Source organism: Streptomyces sp. NRRL B-1347 (assembly GCF_000720325.1).
GTDB lineage: Bacteria > Actinomycetota > Actinomycetes > Streptomycetales > Streptomycetaceae > Streptomyces.
In genome coordinates, this window is the sequence record NZ_JOJM01000022.1 from 70,176 (window position 1) to 84,381 (window position 14,206).

The 14,206-nt window shown below is 72.7% G+C and carries 12 protein-coding genes; 3 read left to right on the forward strand and 9 right to left on the reverse strand.

The window, feature by feature from the left end; translation table 11 throughout:
* Positions 1 to 37 precede the first annotated feature (37 nt).
* Together IG74_RS0120030 and IG74_RS0120035 are read right to left on the reverse strand one after the other, a co-directional pair.
* Positions 38 to 352 carry an antibiotic biosynthesis monooxygenase family protein gene (locus tag IG74_RS0120030; RefSeq protein WP_030678800.1) on the reverse strand — a complete coding sequence of 105 codons (315 nt, stop codon included), beginning with the start codon at positions 350 to 352 and terminating at the stop codon, positions 38 to 40.
* A 76-nt stretch (positions 353 to 428) separates the two neighbouring features.
* On the reverse strand, positions 429 to 833 hold the full coding sequence (locus IG74_RS0120035; RefSeq protein ID WP_030678805.1) for a DUF1992 domain-containing protein: 405 nt from the start codon (positions 831 to 833) through the stop codon (positions 429 to 431).
* Between the two features lie 78 nt (positions 834 to 911).
* Between IG74_RS0120035 and IG74_RS0120040 the strand changes: the two genes are divergently transcribed.
* The gene (locus tag IG74_RS0120040) at positions 912 to 1,304 is read left to right on the forward strand and encodes a hypothetical protein (protein WP_030678808.1); all 393 of its coding nucleotides are present in this window, start codon (positions 912 to 914) and stop codon (positions 1,302 to 1,304) included.
* Between the two features lie 20 nt (positions 1,305 to 1,324).
* Here IG74_RS0120040 and IG74_RS0120045 read toward each other — a convergent pair whose 3' ends face one another.
* Together IG74_RS0120045 and proP are read right to left on the reverse strand one after the other, a co-directional pair.
* Positions 1,325 to 1,996 carry an O-methyltransferase gene (locus tag IG74_RS0120045; RefSeq protein WP_030678811.1) on the reverse strand — a complete coding sequence of 224 codons (672 nt, stop codon included), beginning with the start codon at positions 1,994 to 1,996 and terminating at the stop codon, positions 1,325 to 1,327.
* A 98-nt stretch (positions 1,997 to 2,094) separates the two neighbouring features.
* Entirely contained in the window at positions 2,095 to 3,474 is a 1,380-nt protein-coding gene (gene proP, locus IG74_RS0120050; RefSeq protein ID WP_051855058.1) for a glycine betaine/L-proline transporter ProP, read from the reverse strand.
* A gap of 481 nt (positions 3,475 to 3,955) precedes the next feature.
* Between proP and IG74_RS0120055 the strand changes: the two genes are divergently transcribed.
* Positions 3,956 to 6,175, forward strand: coding sequence for a bifunctional glycosyltransferase 87/phosphatase PAP2 family protein (locus IG74_RS0120055; protein WP_078868911.1), 2,220 nt, complete (start codon positions 3,956 to 3,958; stop codon positions 6,173 to 6,175).
* On the opposite strand, the gene IG74_RS0120060 is transcribed toward IG74_RS0120055, so the two are convergent.
* Both IG74_RS0120060 and IG74_RS0120065 read right to left on the reverse strand, forming a co-directional pair.
* Positions 6,132 to 7,760, reverse strand: a complete 1,629-nt coding sequence (locus IG74_RS0120060; RefSeq protein WP_420709920.1) for a hypothetical protein — start codon at positions 7,758 to 7,760, stop codon at positions 6,132 to 6,134. The two genes, IG74_RS0120055 and IG74_RS0120060, sit on opposite strands and share 44 nt — an antisense overlap.
* A 237-nt stretch (positions 7,761 to 7,997) precedes the next feature.
* Positions 7,998 to 9,242: a cytochrome P450 gene (locus IG74_RS0120065; protein WP_030678824.1), complete on the reverse strand. Its 1,245-nt coding sequence runs from the start codon at positions 9,240 to 9,242 to the stop codon at positions 7,998 to 8,000.
* Positions 9,243 to 9,538: 296 nt separating this feature from the next.
* Here IG74_RS0120065 and IG74_RS0120070 point away from each other — a divergent pair, with 296 nt between their 5' ends.
* Positions 9,539 to 10,708, forward strand: a complete 1,170-nt coding sequence (locus IG74_RS0120070) for a steroid 3-ketoacyl-CoA thiolase (RefSeq protein ID WP_030678828.1) — start codon at positions 9,539 to 9,541, stop codon at positions 10,706 to 10,708.
* Between the two features lie 145 nt (positions 10,709 to 10,853).
* On the opposite strand, the gene IG74_RS0120075 is transcribed toward IG74_RS0120070, so the two are convergent.
* From IG74_RS0120075 to IG74_RS0120085, 3 genes are all read right to left on the reverse strand, one after another.
* The gene (locus IG74_RS0120075; protein WP_030678830.1) at positions 10,854 to 11,261 is read right to left on the reverse strand and encodes a transglycosylase SLT domain-containing protein; all 408 of its coding nucleotides are present in this window, start codon (positions 11,259 to 11,261) and stop codon (positions 10,854 to 10,856) included.
* A 381-nt stretch (positions 11,262 to 11,642) separates the two neighbouring features.
* Entirely contained in the window at positions 11,643 to 12,419 is a 777-nt protein-coding gene (locus IG74_RS0120080) for an ECF transporter S component (protein WP_051855059.1), read from the reverse strand.
* A 95-nt stretch (positions 12,420 to 12,514) separates the two neighbouring features.
* Complete coding sequence (locus tag IG74_RS0120085; RefSeq protein WP_030678835.1) at positions 12,515 to 14,206, reverse strand: ABC transporter ATP-binding protein; 1,692 nt, start codon at positions 14,204 to 14,206, stop codon at positions 12,515 to 12,517.

Consider the following 14,206-nt stretch of genomic DNA (forward strand, 5'->3'; position numbering starts at 1 on the left):
ATATCGGCACAGCCCCGCGCCCCTTCGGGGCGCGCCTCTAGGCCTTCGGCGCCGCCTGCTGGACCACCTCGAAGGACCACACCGTGGAGCCGCTCGCGGCGGGCTTCGGGCGGTCGCCGGCGCCCTGGTGGGCCGCCTTCATCGGGCCCTCCATCCAGGCCTGGAAGGCGGCCTCGTCGCGCCAGCGCGTGTACACCAGGTAGTCGTCCGTGCCCTCGACGGGGCGGAGGAGCTCGAACCACTCGAAGCCGTCCGAGCTCTCGACGGTCCCCGCGCGGGACGCGAAGCGCTTCTCCAGGACCTCGCGCTGCTCGGCGGGCACGTTCAGGACGTTGATCTTCACGATACTCATGCGGCTCATCCTCGCCTACGGCCGCGTCAGCGCGGCGTGAGGCCCCGGTCCCGGCCGGGACCGGGGGCGTCCGGGGTCAGTCACCGTGCTGTTCGCGCCACGCGCGCGCCACCTCGTCCACGTCGTACGGCCGCAGGCCGAGCGGCGGGCCCGGCGGGGGCCTGCGCAGCGCCTCGCGGATCTTCTCGTTCAGCTCCGTCACCAGGCGCCGCGCCACGCGCTCGGACGGCGCGTCCGCCGCGGCCGCGATGACGTCCTCGGCCTCCTTGCGCAGGGCCAGCGTCGGCGACAGGACGGACAGGCCCTCGCGGGCCAACTTCCGCTTGACCCACCACAGTTCGTCGTAGGCCGCGTTCGCGTCGTCGGGCAGGGGTCGGCCGCGGCCGGGCAGCGCGGCGAAGTCCCCGCGCTCCTCCGCCTCGCGGATCTGCCGGTCGATCCAGGACTCGAAACTCACACCCGGTGGTTTCCGCTCCGTCATGGGTCCATGGTCCCCGAGGCAATCGGCGGTGGCGAGGCTAGGATGCGCGCGAGTGTCCGAAACCATGGGGGTACGGAGATGCTGGAGCTCACGATGGCCACGGTGTCGGGTGCGGACGCGGGCGCGACCGCGGGCATGACGATGGCGGAGGCTCCCAGCGAGCCGGGCGCCGTGCTGCTGGTCGGCCGCGACGGCAGCGTGTGCGGGCTCGTGCCGCCGCAGGACTGGCTGTTCGTCTCCCGTACGCACCTGGAGTTCCGCTGCGGCCCCGACGGCACCTGGACCGTCACCTGGCTGCGCGGCTCCCAGCCGAACCCGGCGTCCGAGGTCCGGCTCCTCGCCCACGGGGCGGCGACGCCGCTCGCCTACGGAGGGGCGGCGCCGCTGCCGCGGGGCGGCTCCGGGGAGATCGTCGTGCAGGACCGCTCGGGGCCGCGGAGCGTGAACGTGGGCTTCTACCACGAGGGCTGAGCCCCCGGCCGGGCCGTGGCTCAGGTCCGCACGCGGGCCAGGGCGAAGCCGTCGTACCCCTTGGCGCCGACCGTCTGCACCGCCGTGCCGTCGAGGTCCGGGTGGCTCGCCATGAGCTCCAGGGCCTCGCGGGTGCCGCGGATCGCCGGGTCGTCCGACGCGGCGTCGGCGACCCCGCCGCCCCGGACCACGTTGTCCAGGACGATCAGGCCGCCCGGTCGGATCAGCTTCAGGGCCCACTCCAGGTAGCGGGCGTTGTTGGCCTTGTCCGCGTCGATGAAGACGAGGTCGAAGGGGGCGGCGCCCTCGGCGCGCAGCGCGGCCAGGGAGTCCAGGGCGGGGCCCGTGCGCACCTCGGTGACCTTGTCCAGGCCCGCGTGGGCGAGGTTGGCGCGGGCCACGGCGGCGTGGGCCGGTTCGAACTCCAGGGTGATCAGCCGGCCGTCCGCGGGCAGGGCCCGGGCCAGCCAGATGGTGCTGTAGCCGGCCAGGGTGCCGATCTCCAGGATCCGGTGGGCCGGGGTGAGCCGGGCCAGGAGGTGCAGGAGCTTGCCCTGGGTGGGGGTGACGCTGATCGGGGGCAGCCCCGCGGCGTCGGCCGCGCGGCGGGCGTGGGCGAGGGCCTCGTCCTCGGGGACGAGGAGGTCCGTGACGTAGGTGTCGACGGCGGTCCAGGTGGGCTCGGTGGTCATGGGACTCCTTGGGGTGGTGGCGGTGGGGCCCTGCGGGGCTCTCCCCACACCCGCCCCTTCCCGAAACCAGGGACCCCTCCCCTGACCCCCGGTACGCGTCAGGCGGCGGGCTCGACCGCGGGCGGGGAGCCCGGCAGGGGCCGGCCCGCGGACTCCGTCATGCGCCAGACGGCGAAGCCGCCCACGACGGCCGCCGCCATCATGTAGTACGCGGGCATCATGACGTCCCCCGTGGCCCCGATGAGCGCCGTGACCACCAGCGGCGTCGTACCGCCGAAGACGGACACGGAGATGTTGAAGCCGATGGACAGCGAGCCGTAGCGGACCTTCGTGGGGAAGAGGGCCGGCAGGGCCGACGGCATGGAGGCCGTGAAGCAGACCAGGAGCAGGCCGAGCGCCGCCATGCCGAGGCCGATGGCCCACAGCGAGCCGTCGCGGATCAGGAGCAGGGCGGGGACGGAGAGCAGGAAGAAACCGGCGCAGCCCGCCGCGATGACGGGGCGGCGGCCGACGCGGTCGGTGAGCGCGCCGACGAACGGCTGGGCGCACATCATCAGGGCCATCACCGCGAGCACGACGAGCAGGCCGTGCGTCTCGTCGTACTCCAGCTCGCTGGTCAGGTACGTCGGCATGTACGACAGGAGCATGTAGTCGGTGACGTTGAAGACCAGGACGAGGCCCACGCAGAGCAGCAGGGTGCGCCACTGGCCGGTCACCATCTCGCGCAGGCCGACCTTGCCGCGGGTGCGCTCGTCGGCGTGCGCCCGCTCCAGGTGGGCCGCGAACGCCGGGGTCTCCTCCAGGCGCATGCGCAGGTACAGGCCGATCAGACCCATCGGACCGGCGATCAGGAAGGGGATGCGCCAGCCCCAGGACAGCAGGTCGTCGCTCGACAGGAGCGCGGTCATCAGGGTGACCAGGCCCGCGCCGCCGATGTAGCCCGCGAGCGTGCCGAACTCCAGCCAGCTGCCGAGGAAGCCGCGCCGCTTGTCGGGGGCGTACTCGGCGATGAAGGTGGACGCGCCCGCGTACTCCCCGCCGGTGGAGAAGCCCTGCACGAGGCGGGCGAGCAGGAGGAGGACCGGCGCCCAGACGCCGATCGTGGCGTACGAGGGGATCAGGCCGATCGCGAACGTGCCGGCCGCCATCATGATCATGGTGACGGCCAGCACCTTCTGGCGGCCCACGCGGTCGCCGAGGGGCCCGAAGACCATGCCGCCGAGCGGGCGGATCAGGAAGGCCGCGGCGAAGGCGCCGAAGGTGGAGAGGAGCTGCGCCGTCGGGTTGCCGGACGGGAAGAAGACCTTGCCGAGGGTGACCGCGATGTAGCTGTAGACGCCGAAGTCGAACCACTCCATCGCGTTGCCGAGCGCGGCCGCCTTCACGGCGCGCTTGACCAGCGCCGGGTCGGTGACGGTGGGCTCGGGGGCCCGCGCGGCGCCGGGTCCCGCGGGGGACGGCGCCTGCTGCTTGCTCACGGCGACGGTGGTGGCGTTCGGCAAGGGCTCGCTCGCCTGCCTTTCGATCGACGACAAGGACACAAGTCGACGACCATAGGTGTAAGCACCATCATTACGGGGAGTGATCTTCTCGTGTCATAGCGATGTAAAAGTGGGTGTACGCAGCTCAAACGGATCAAGATGGGCCAGTGCGGACATGGCGGCTTTGTGATCTATGTCGCGTCCCGGGCCGGGAACCGAACCTCAGGGGGCGGAGAGTCCTGTGAAAGACGGGGTGTCGGTCGTCGCGCCCGGTGCGGGCCCCGTCCGCGCGATTGCCGCGGAGCCCGACCCGGTTGGGCACCGCAGCCGAAAAGCCGGTAGAAAGCGGTGTGGCGGCCAGGTGAAGTGGGGGTTGCGCGCGTCTCCCCCAGGGGCGTGCGAGCCTCTTCGGGTGAGATCACGGATCTCCTGGCACTTTGATCGAGGATGACGGATGGGGCGGGAGGGCCGACAGGGCGTGGCGAATGTTGAGCACAGGGGACCGGGAAGCGCCTTTGGCGCGGGGACGCCCGGCTCGCCCAAGGCGCGGATCGAGGTGATCCGGGTCGCCCTCTGGCTGGTCGCCGCGGTCCTCGCGGTCCGGCAGGCCGCCGTCGTCCTGCGCACCCCCAAGGGCGAGCGGCTCACCGACCTGGAGACCTGGATCGGGCCGAACGGCGTGCTGCACGTGAAGGGCTCGCTGTACGACGCGGACAAGTTCACCGGCACGCCGTTCGCCGGGCTCGTCCTCAAGCCCTTCGCCAGCTCCGCCGAGCAGGCGCTCGGCTGGGCCTGGACCTTCGGCACCCTCGGGCTCGTCGTCGCGCTCGGGCTCGTCGCCGCCCGCGCCCTGCCGCAGCCCGTCTCCCGGCGCACCTCGCTGCTCGCGGCGCCCGTCGCGATCTGTCTGCTCATGCTGTCCCTGCCGGTCCGCAACGCCCTGCACCTGGGGCAGACCAGCATCATCCCCGTCCTGCTCGTGCTGCTCGGGTGCTTCGCCGTCCGGGGCGAGCGGGCCAGCGGCATCCTGATCGGCGTCGCCGCCGCGCTGCAGCCGACCGTGCTGCTCTTCGCGCCGCTGCTGTGGTTCACCGGCCGCAGGAAGGCCACCGCGTCCCTCGGCCTCACCTTCGTGGGCCTGACCGGCGTCGCCTGGGCGGCCCTGCCGCACGACTCGTGGACGTACTGGGTGCACCACCTGGCGGGCGCGGGCCTCGGCGCGAACCCCGACGCCAACGCCAACCAGTCGCTGCACGGCGCGCTGCTCCGCTTCGGCCTCCAGGGGCCGCTGGAGATAGGGCTCTTCCTGGCCCTGGGCGCCGCCGTCGCCTTCCTCGGCCTGCGCCGCGCCGTGACGTACGCGAAGGACGGCCAGCTGCTGCTCGCCGTCGCGCTCACCGGCTGCGTGGCCATCGCCGTGTCCCCGACGAGCTGGCAGCACCAGCTGCTCTGGCTGCTGCTCGCGGTCGTCGGCCGCGTCGGCAAGCGCGCGTCCGACCGGTACGTGTGGCCGATCGCCATCGTCCTGGTGATGACGCTGCCGTCGAAGATGATGCTCCCGAACATGTCGGTCCTGGAGCCGCTGCGCGACAACGTCGTCCTGCTCGCCGCGCTCGCCTCCGCGCTGATCGTGCCGTTCCTGTCCCGGACCGCGCCGGAGTACCAGAAGCCGATCCCCACCTCGTACGCCGATCCGGTACCGGCGCGGTGGAAGTGGGTGCCGCTCTTCCCGTTCTGGCGGCGCGTGCTCACCCGGCCGAACCTGCTGCTCGAACTGCTCCTGATCCGCGTCGGCTACTCCGCCTACCAGCAGACCCGCCTCGCCGCGACCGGCGGCACCATCTCCGGCGGCCGCGAGCGGGCCGAGGCGCACGGCGAGCAGATCCACTCCATCGAGCAGTTCCTGCACATCGACATCGAGCACTGGTTCAACCATCTGACGGCGCGCACGCCCTGGATGGAGAGCTTCTTCAACTTCTACTACACGTCGTTCCACTTCGTGGTGCCGCTGAGCGTCCTCGCGATCCTGTACCTGCGGCGCCCCGCCCAGTACCGCTGGGCGCGCTCCGCGCTCGGCTTCGCCACGCTGCTCGCGCTCGTCGGCTTCTGGGGCTACCCGCTCGCGCCGCCGCGGCTGATGGAGGACCTCAACTTCATCGACACCATCCACGGCGTACAGGACTTCTCGCAGCCGGACTACGGCACGCTGACGAAGCTCACCAACCAGTACGCGGCGATGCCCTCGCTGCACTTCGGCTGGTCCCTGTGGTGCGGTCTGACCATCGCGATCCTCGCCCCGAAATGGTGGATGAAGGCCCTCGGCCTGCTGCACCCGTTCTTCACGGTGTGCGCGATCGTCGGCACCGGCAACCACTGGGTGCTCGACGCGGTGGGCGGCGCGGCGGTCGTCGGCGCGGGCTTCGGTCTGACGTACCTGCTCCAGGGGCCCCGGGTGAAGGAGGTCCTGAAGCCCGGCTCGCTGACACCCTGGCTCGGATCCCCGCAGCCCGCGGTGGCGGGCCCGCCCGCGCAGGCCGCGGGGCCGGACCGGATGAGCAAGGCCGCGTCGAAGGCCGAGAACACCGAGAGCACCGAGAGCGCCGGAAACGCCGGGAGCGAGGACGGGACCGAGCCGCCGGACGGGTCCGAACCCGTCAGCAGTCCGCGGGACGCGCCGGGCGGCCGTACCCCGAGCTGATCGTGTAGGTGCCGGGCGCGGGCACGGTGAGCCGGGTGAAGTCGCCCTCCTTCGCCAGGCACGCGCCCTCGGCCCGCAGCCACGGCGAGTACACGATCCGCACCGTCACAGGACCCCGCTCCGGGACCCGCACCACCACCTCCGTACTGGTGGAGCGGACCACGGACGCGGGGGCCGACGTCATCGGGACGGCGTCGCGCACCCGGAAGATCCGCCAGTGCTCGTCCTTCCACACCGGCTCCAGCCACTGCGGCCGGCTCCTGACCAGGGCGGCCTCGTCCAGGGCCGGGCCGTCGGGGCGCCCGGACGGCAGGACCACGAAGCCCACCGCCCACTTGTCGAGCCAGGCCCGGTAGGTGGTGGCGGAGAACGAGCCGTCGTAGAAGAGGCGGCCGCGCTCGATGTCGAGCTGGCGGTTCCAGCCGCGCGCCATGTTCACGTACGGGGCGAGCGCGGTGGCCTCGCGGTGGTTGCGGGCCGGGACCACCTCGACCCGGCCCCGGTCGGCGCCGAGCCGCTCCAGGGCGGTCACCACGCCGTGCGTGTCGGTGGCCCACGCCGGGACGACCGTCGACACCTCCAGGTCGTCGGCGGTCTTCTGCGCCACCCACGCCGTCGACAGGACGAGCGCCGTGACAAGGGCGAGGCGGCGCATCACCGGGAGGGCCGGGGTCAGCAGGGCGGCGAGCAGCAGGGCGGGCGCGACCAGCTCGGCGAGCCGCTCGACGTTCGTGCCGATCGGGGACGGGATGAGGTACGTCAGGACGGTACCGGCCGCGTACACGCCCGCGCCCATGCGGAGCACCCGCCACTCGCGCGGCCCCGCGACGATCAGGACGAGGCTGAAGAAGACCGGCGGGAAGATCCGGTCCGCCCACATCAGGTGCTCGCCCTTGAAGGGGAAGAGCACGGTCGTGGTGCCGACCACCACGACGGGCGGCACCAGCAGGGCCAGGGCGCGGCCCCAGTCCCGTACGAAGAAGTAGCCCGCGCCCGCCACGAGCAGGAACAGGCCCGCCACCGGCGACGCCATGGTGGCGAGCGCCGCGCACAGGACCGCGACGGTCGTGCGCCGGGTGCCGAGCAGGGCGAGCACGGCGCCGAGCCCGAAGGCGAGGCCGAGCGCGAACGTGGTGCGCCCGGAGGCGACGTTGCACCACACGGCGAGCGAGGCGAGCACGGCGGGGGCGAGCGGGCGGCGCACCCCGGCGCGCTCGATGACCACCGCGACCAGCCAGGCACCGGCGACGCCGGAGAGCACGGTGACGGTCTTCACGCCGAGCGCGGCCATCAGGTACGGCGAGATCACGCTGTAGTTGGCGGTGTGCATGCCGCCGTACCAGAAGAGGCTGTACGCGGCCGTGCCGTGGTCGTCCACGAAGCGGGCCCAGGCCTGCTGCGCGGCGAGGTCGCCGCCGCCGGTGGCGAGGAACGCCGCCCAGACCGCGTACAGCGGCAGTGTGGGGGCGGTGGCGAGGACGGGGACGCGGTGGCGCCGGTAGAAGGAACGGAAGGCTCGGAAGGGATCCTTCCGGTCGGTGGGTGAGCTGCCGGTGGGAACGATCGAGAGGTCGGCAGAGACCACGGTCACCGTTTCCGTTCGAAGTCTTGAGGCTCTTGAAGGGCGGCGTTCACCCCCCAAGACGCTGTACATGACGAAAACGTTGGCGCGTTCTGCCGATCACGTGAACATATGGCGGAATTCCTCGAACGGTTCGCGGCGGTACGGGTGTTACGCGCGGTTCGTTCGGTGCGCGGGTTTCGGCCAGGGGAGGCAGGGGCGGAGCGTAGGGGATGGGCCCCTGCCTCCCGTGGGGCCCGGTCAGCGGGTGCTGACCTGGAGCTCCTTGACCCCGTTGAGCCAGGCCGAGCGCAGCCTGCGCGGGTCGCCGGTCAGGCGCAGGTCGGGCAGCGCCTCGGCGACGGCGGTGAAGATGAGGTCGATCTCCAGGATCGCCAGGGACTTGCCGAGGCAGAAGTGCGGGCCGCCCCCGCCGAAGCCGAGGTGGGGGTTCGGGTCCCGGGTGATGTCGAAGACGTCGGGGTCATCGAAGACGTCGGGGTCGTGGTTGGCGGAGGAGTAGAAGAGGCCGACGCGGTCGCCCCGCTTGATCAGGGCGCCGCCAAGCTCGGTGTCCTCGGTGGCCGTGCGCTGGAAGGAGACCACGGGCGTGGCCCAGCGCACGATCTCCTCGGCGGTGGTCCGCGGCCGCTCCCGCTTGTACAGCTCCCACTGGTCGGGGTGGGTGAGGAAGGCGTGCATGCCGTGGGTGATGGCGTTGCGGGTGGTCTCGTTGCCCGCGACGGCGAGCAGGATCACGAAGAACCCGAACTCGTCCGAGTTCAGATTGCCCTCGTCCTCCGCCGCGACCAGCTGGCTGACGATGTCCTTGGCCGGGCACTCCTTGCGGGCGGCGGCCAGATTCATCGCGTACGAGACGATCTCCATGGCGGCCTCGGTGCCGACCTCCTCGGTGATCGCGTACTCCGGATCGTCGTACGCCGCCATCTTGTTGGACCAGTCGAAGATCTTGGAGCGGTCCTCCTGGGGGACGCCGATGAGCTCGGCGATGGCCTGGAGGGGCAGCTCGCACGCGACGTTCGTGACGAAGTCGAAGCCGCCGTCGGGCCGCGCGTTCGCCAGGGCGGTGCGGGCGATCCCGTGCGCGCGGGCGCGCAGGGCGTCCTCGAGGGAGCGGATGGCGCGGGGCGTGAAGCCGCGCTGCACGATCTGGCGGACCCGGGTGTGCTCGGGCGGGTCCATATTGAGCATGATCAGCTTCTGGACCTCGATCTGGTCGCGGCTGATCGTCTCGTTGAAGCGGATGATCGCGGTGTTGAGGTTCGAGGAGAACAGCTCGGGGTGCGTGGAGACGTGCTTGACGTCGGCGTGCCGCGTCACGGCCCAGTAGCCCGCGTCCTCGTAGCCGGCCACCCCGGGCCGCTGTGCCACCCAGTGCACCGGCTCCACCTGCCGAAGGCGCGCGAACTCCGGGAAGGGCACGCGGTCTTGGAGGACGTCCGGGTCGGTGAAGTCGAACCCGTCGGGCAGCGCGGGACAGGGCATCGGGGGCTCCAGGCGTTTCGGCACCGGTGGGGGTCGGAGGTCGGGGCGGGCTGCTGCGCGTGGTTCTGACGGTCCATCAGGAGATGGCTCGACCGTAGTAACCGGTTCTACAAGTGGCAAGGCTCGCGCGGCGGTTCGTTGCGCGCGCGGTGCGCCGCGGTGTGTGCACGACCCTTGCGGGAGCGGGGTGGGGCTCAGCAGACTGCTGACCGGAACTAGAACGCGTACTAGTTCTCGCGTGCGACGCGGGCGGGGCGCCGGGACGCCCCGCCGCATCCGGAGGAGAGGACGAGATCGTGGCCGCCGAACCTGTCATCGTCGAAGCCGTACGCACCCCGATCGGCAAACGCGGAGGAGCGCTCGCCAACCTCCATCCGGCCTACCTCCTCGGCGAGACCTACCGCGAGCTCATCGGGCGGACCGGCATCCACGCCGACTGCGTCGAGCAGATCGTCGGCGGCACCGTCACGCACGCGGGCGAGCAGTCCATGAACCCGGCGCGCACGGCCTGGCTCACCATGGGCCTGCCCTACGAGACGGCCGCGACGACCGTCGACTGCCAGTGCGGCTCGTCGCAGCAGGCGAGCCACATGGTCGCGAACATGGTCGCGGCGGGCGTGATCGACATCGGCATCAGCTGCGGCGTCGAGTCCATGTCCCGGGTGCCGCTGGGGTCCGGCAGCAAGCACGGCCCCGGCAAGCCCTTCCCCGACGAGTGGAACGTCGACCTGCCGAACCAGTTCGAGGCCGCCGAGCGGATCGCGCGCAGGCGCGGGCTGACCCGGCCGGACGTCGACGCCCTTGGACTCCTCTCCCAGGAGCGGGCGGCCGCCGCGTGGGCCGAGGAGCGCTTCAAGCGGGAGACCTTCGCGGTCCAGGTGCCGACCACCGAGGAGGAGCAGGCCGCGGGGCAGGGGATGTGGCGGCTCGTGCACCGGGACGAGGGGCTGCGGGACACGTCCCCCGAGGCCCTCGCCGGGCTCAAGCCGGTCATGCCGACCGCCGTGCACACGGCGGGCAACTCCTCCCAGATCTCCGACGGGGCCGCGGCCCTGCTCTGGGCCTCCAAGCGGATGGCGCGGGCCCTGAAGCTCAGGCCGCGCGCGCGGATCGTCGCGCAGGCCCTCGTCGGGGCCGACCCGCACTTCCACCTCGACGGGCCCGTCGACGCCACTCGGGCCGTCCTCGGCAAGGCCGGGATGTCCCTGCGGGACATCGACCTCGTCGAGATCAACGAGGCCTTCGCCTCGGTCGTGCTCAGCTGGGCGCGGGTGTTCGAGCAGGACCTGGAGAAGGTCAACGTGAACGGCGGCGCGATCGCGCTCGGGCATCCCGTGGGCGCGACGGGGGCGCGGTTGCTGACCACGGCGCTGCATGAGCTGGAACGGCGCGACAAGGAGTTCGCGCTGGTGACGATGTGTGCCGGGGGTGCCGTGGCCACAGCCACGATCTTGCAGCGCCTGTAGCGCCGGGGGGCTCCGCCCCCTGCCTGGCCCCCCGCACTCGGCACCATCCAGCCCGTCCGGCGTTTGAGGACGAGCGCGGAGCGCGAAAAAGGCGGCCACCCCGCCGGGGGTGACCGCCTCGCTGCTCAAGGCCCAGGGGCCAGGCTCAGTACCAGCCGTTGGCCTGCCAGTGGTTCCACGCGCCACAGGGGCTGCCGTAGCGCTCCTTCATGTACGAGTGGCCCCACTTGATCTGGGTCTCGGCGTTGGTCTTCCAGTCGGCGCCGGCCGAGGCCATCTTCGAGCCGGGCAGGGCCTGGACCAGGCCGTAGGCGCCGGACGAGGAGTTCGTGGCGGTGACGTTCCAGCCGCTCTCGTGGGAGACGATCTTGTCGAAGCACTGGAACTGGCCGGCGTCGCTGATCACTCGCTGCGCCACGGCCTTGGCCGAGTCGGACGCCGGAGCGGCCTGAGCGGGGGCCGCGGCGAAGACCATGCCAGTGGTGGCTGCGGCGAGGACACCGCCGACGAGGGCCTTCTTGGGCGTGATGCGGCGGAGGAGCGTGACGGACACAGAGGACCTTCCGGTCGGGAACAGGGCGGTCGCGGTGCTTGCCGCTCCGGCTCCGTAAGAGCGGGGGCAATGCGTCGGCGCCGAGGCCTTGAGCGGTTTCCCGGAGTGCCCGGGAGGCTCGTGGACGGCCGGTCGGCGCCGTGCGACTCATCCAGAGAAGCAGGGCTGTTACGCCGCCGCAATGACCCCTCTTACTAGTGGCACTCGCACCGAGGACGAAGGGCCCCGCTGTGATCTGGCTCTCAATCCGCAGGTCAGAGCATGAATTGGCGTGTACGTGACAGTGACGTGCGGCTACGGGGTCCCGTAGTAGAGGACCAAAGTCCTGTGGGGCGGCTCACCGCCCACCCACCCGTTTCATCACAGAACGCACAAGACCGTTCACGGTCGCGGGGCCTCGAATGTGACCGGCGCCTCGAACGCGGCCCGCCGCGTGGCCCGGCGCAGCGCCTTCAGGACGGCCGGGCCGAGCGCGAGGCTCAGCACGACGGTGAGCACCGCCCGCGGCAGGTCCCAGCCCAGGGACGTGGCCAGGCAGTACGCGAGGAAGCGGGCCAGGTTGTCGCCGACCGCGTCGCCGGGCACGAAGGAGACGCCGGTGGCGAGGCCGGAGATGTAGGGCCAGCCCTGGAGGTTCATCACGGTCCCGTACAGGACCGAGGCCACCGCCCCGTACGCGCCGAGCAGCCAGAGCTCACGGCGGCCGCGCAGGGTGTCCGCGCCCGGCAGCAGCCCTGCGCCCATGCACACCCAGCCCATGGACAGCATCTGGAACGGCATCCAGGGGCCGACGCCGCCGGTCAGGAGCGCGGAGGCGAACATCGACACGGCGCCGAGCACGAACCCGAAGCCGGGCCCGAGCACCCGCCCGCTCAGCACCATCAGGAAGAACATCGGCTCGATCCCGGCCGTGCCCGCGCCGAGCGGCCGCAGCGCGGCCCCGGCGGCGGCGAGCACCCCCAGCATCGCGATGGCCTTCGCGTCCAGGCCGACGTCCGAGATGGTCGCCACGACCACGCCCACCAGCAGCGGGAGCAGGGCGGCGAACAGCCACGGCGCGTCCTGCGCGTGCGCGCCCAGGCCTGAGTCCGGCCCGGCGAGCAGCGGCCAGCCGAAGGCCACCACGCCGATGGCGCTCACCAGGGCCAGGGCGGCCATGGACCGCCGCCCGAGCCGGATGGGCCGTGCCTGTCGGTCCCCGCGGGTCGTGTGTGGCTGGGCGCGCAGTTCCCCGCGCCCCTTCGGGGCGCTGGTCACCGGGCCGCCTCCAGTGCCTCGCGCACCTGTGAAACGGTGAGCCACCGCTGTGGTGCCAGGACCTTGGTGACCTGGGGGGCGAAGGCCGGGGACGAGACGACCACCTCGGCCGTGGGGCCGTCGGCGACGACCTCGCCCTCGGCGAGGATCACCACCCGGTGCGCCAGCTCGGCCGCCAGCTCCACGTCGTGCGTGGCCAGGACGATCGCGTGGCCCTCGGCGGCGAGCCCGCGCAGGATCGTGACCAGGCGGGCCTTGGCCGCGTAGTCCAGGCCGCGGGTCGGCTCGTCGAGGAGCAGCAGCGGCGGGCGGGCCGTGAGGACGATCGCCAGGGCGAGGGCCAGGCGCTGGCCCTCCGACAGGTCCCGCGGGTGCGTGTCGTCGGCGATGCCCGGGAGCAGCTCCGCCACCAGGGCGCGGCAGCTGCCCGCGGGTGCCTCGGCGTCGTGGTCGGCGGCCGCGCACTCGGCGGCGACCGTGTCCGCGTACAGCAGGTCGCGCGGTTCCTGCGGGACGAGGCCGACCCGGCGGATCAGCTCGCGCGGGGCCGTGCGGTGCGGGGCCGCGCCGCCGACGCGGACGGTTCCCGCCGTCGGCGGCAGCAGGCCCACGAGGGTGGAAAGGAGCGTGGACTTGCCCGCGCCGTTGCGGCCCATCAGCGCGATGGTCTCGCCCGGCGCCACGGTCAGGTCGACGCGCCGCAGCGCCTCGACGCGCCCCCGGCGCACCGCGAGCCCCTCGACCCGCGCGCCGGTCGCGGCGTCCGCGGGCTCATCCGGCGCCTTCCGCCCGAGCCGCCACCACCGCCCGGCGGGGGCCGCGGCCCGCTCCCCGGACGCGGCGGGGGCCGCGCCCCGCTCGGGCGGGGTGACGTCGGCGAGCCGCTCGCGAAGCCCGGCCGTCTTGCGGCGGGCGTCGCGCACGGTCAGCGGCAGCGGGTCGAGCCCGGCGAGCCGGCCGAGGGCCACGACCGGCGGGTACACCGGCGAGACGGCCATCAGCTCGGCCGGGTCGCCCAGGACGGGCGCCGCGCCGGGGGATGGCAGGAGCAGCACCTGGTCGGCGTACTGCACGACCCGCTCCAGACGGTGCTCGGCCATCAGGACCGTGGTGCCCAGGTCGTGGACCAGGCGCTGGAGGACGGCCAGGACCTCCTCGGCCGCCGCCGGGTCGAGCGCGGACGTCGGCTCGTCGAGGACCAGGACCCGGGGGTGCGGGGTGAGGACGGAGCCGATGGCGACGCGCTGCTGCTGGCCGCCGGAGAGGGTGGAGATGGGCCGGTCCCGCAGCTCCGCGAGGCCGAGCAGGTCCAGGGTCTCCTCGACGCGGCGGCGCATCACGTCCGGGGCGATGCCGAGCGACTCCATGCCGTACGCCAGCTCGTCCTCCACCGTGTCCGTCACGAAGTGGGCGAGCGGGTCCTGGCCCACGGTGCCGACCACGTCGGCGAGCTCGCGCGGCTTGTGGGTGCGGGTGTCGCGGCCCGCGACGGTCACGCGCCCGCGCAGCGTGCCGCCGGTGAAGTGCGGCACGAGCCCGCTGACGGTGCCGAGCAGCGTGGACTTGCCGACCCCGGACGGGCCGACCACCAGGACCAGCTCGCCCTCGGGGACGGCCAGGTCCACGTGCTCGACGGTGGCCCTGGGCACGCCCTCGTACCGTACGGAGACGTCCTCGAACCGGATCAT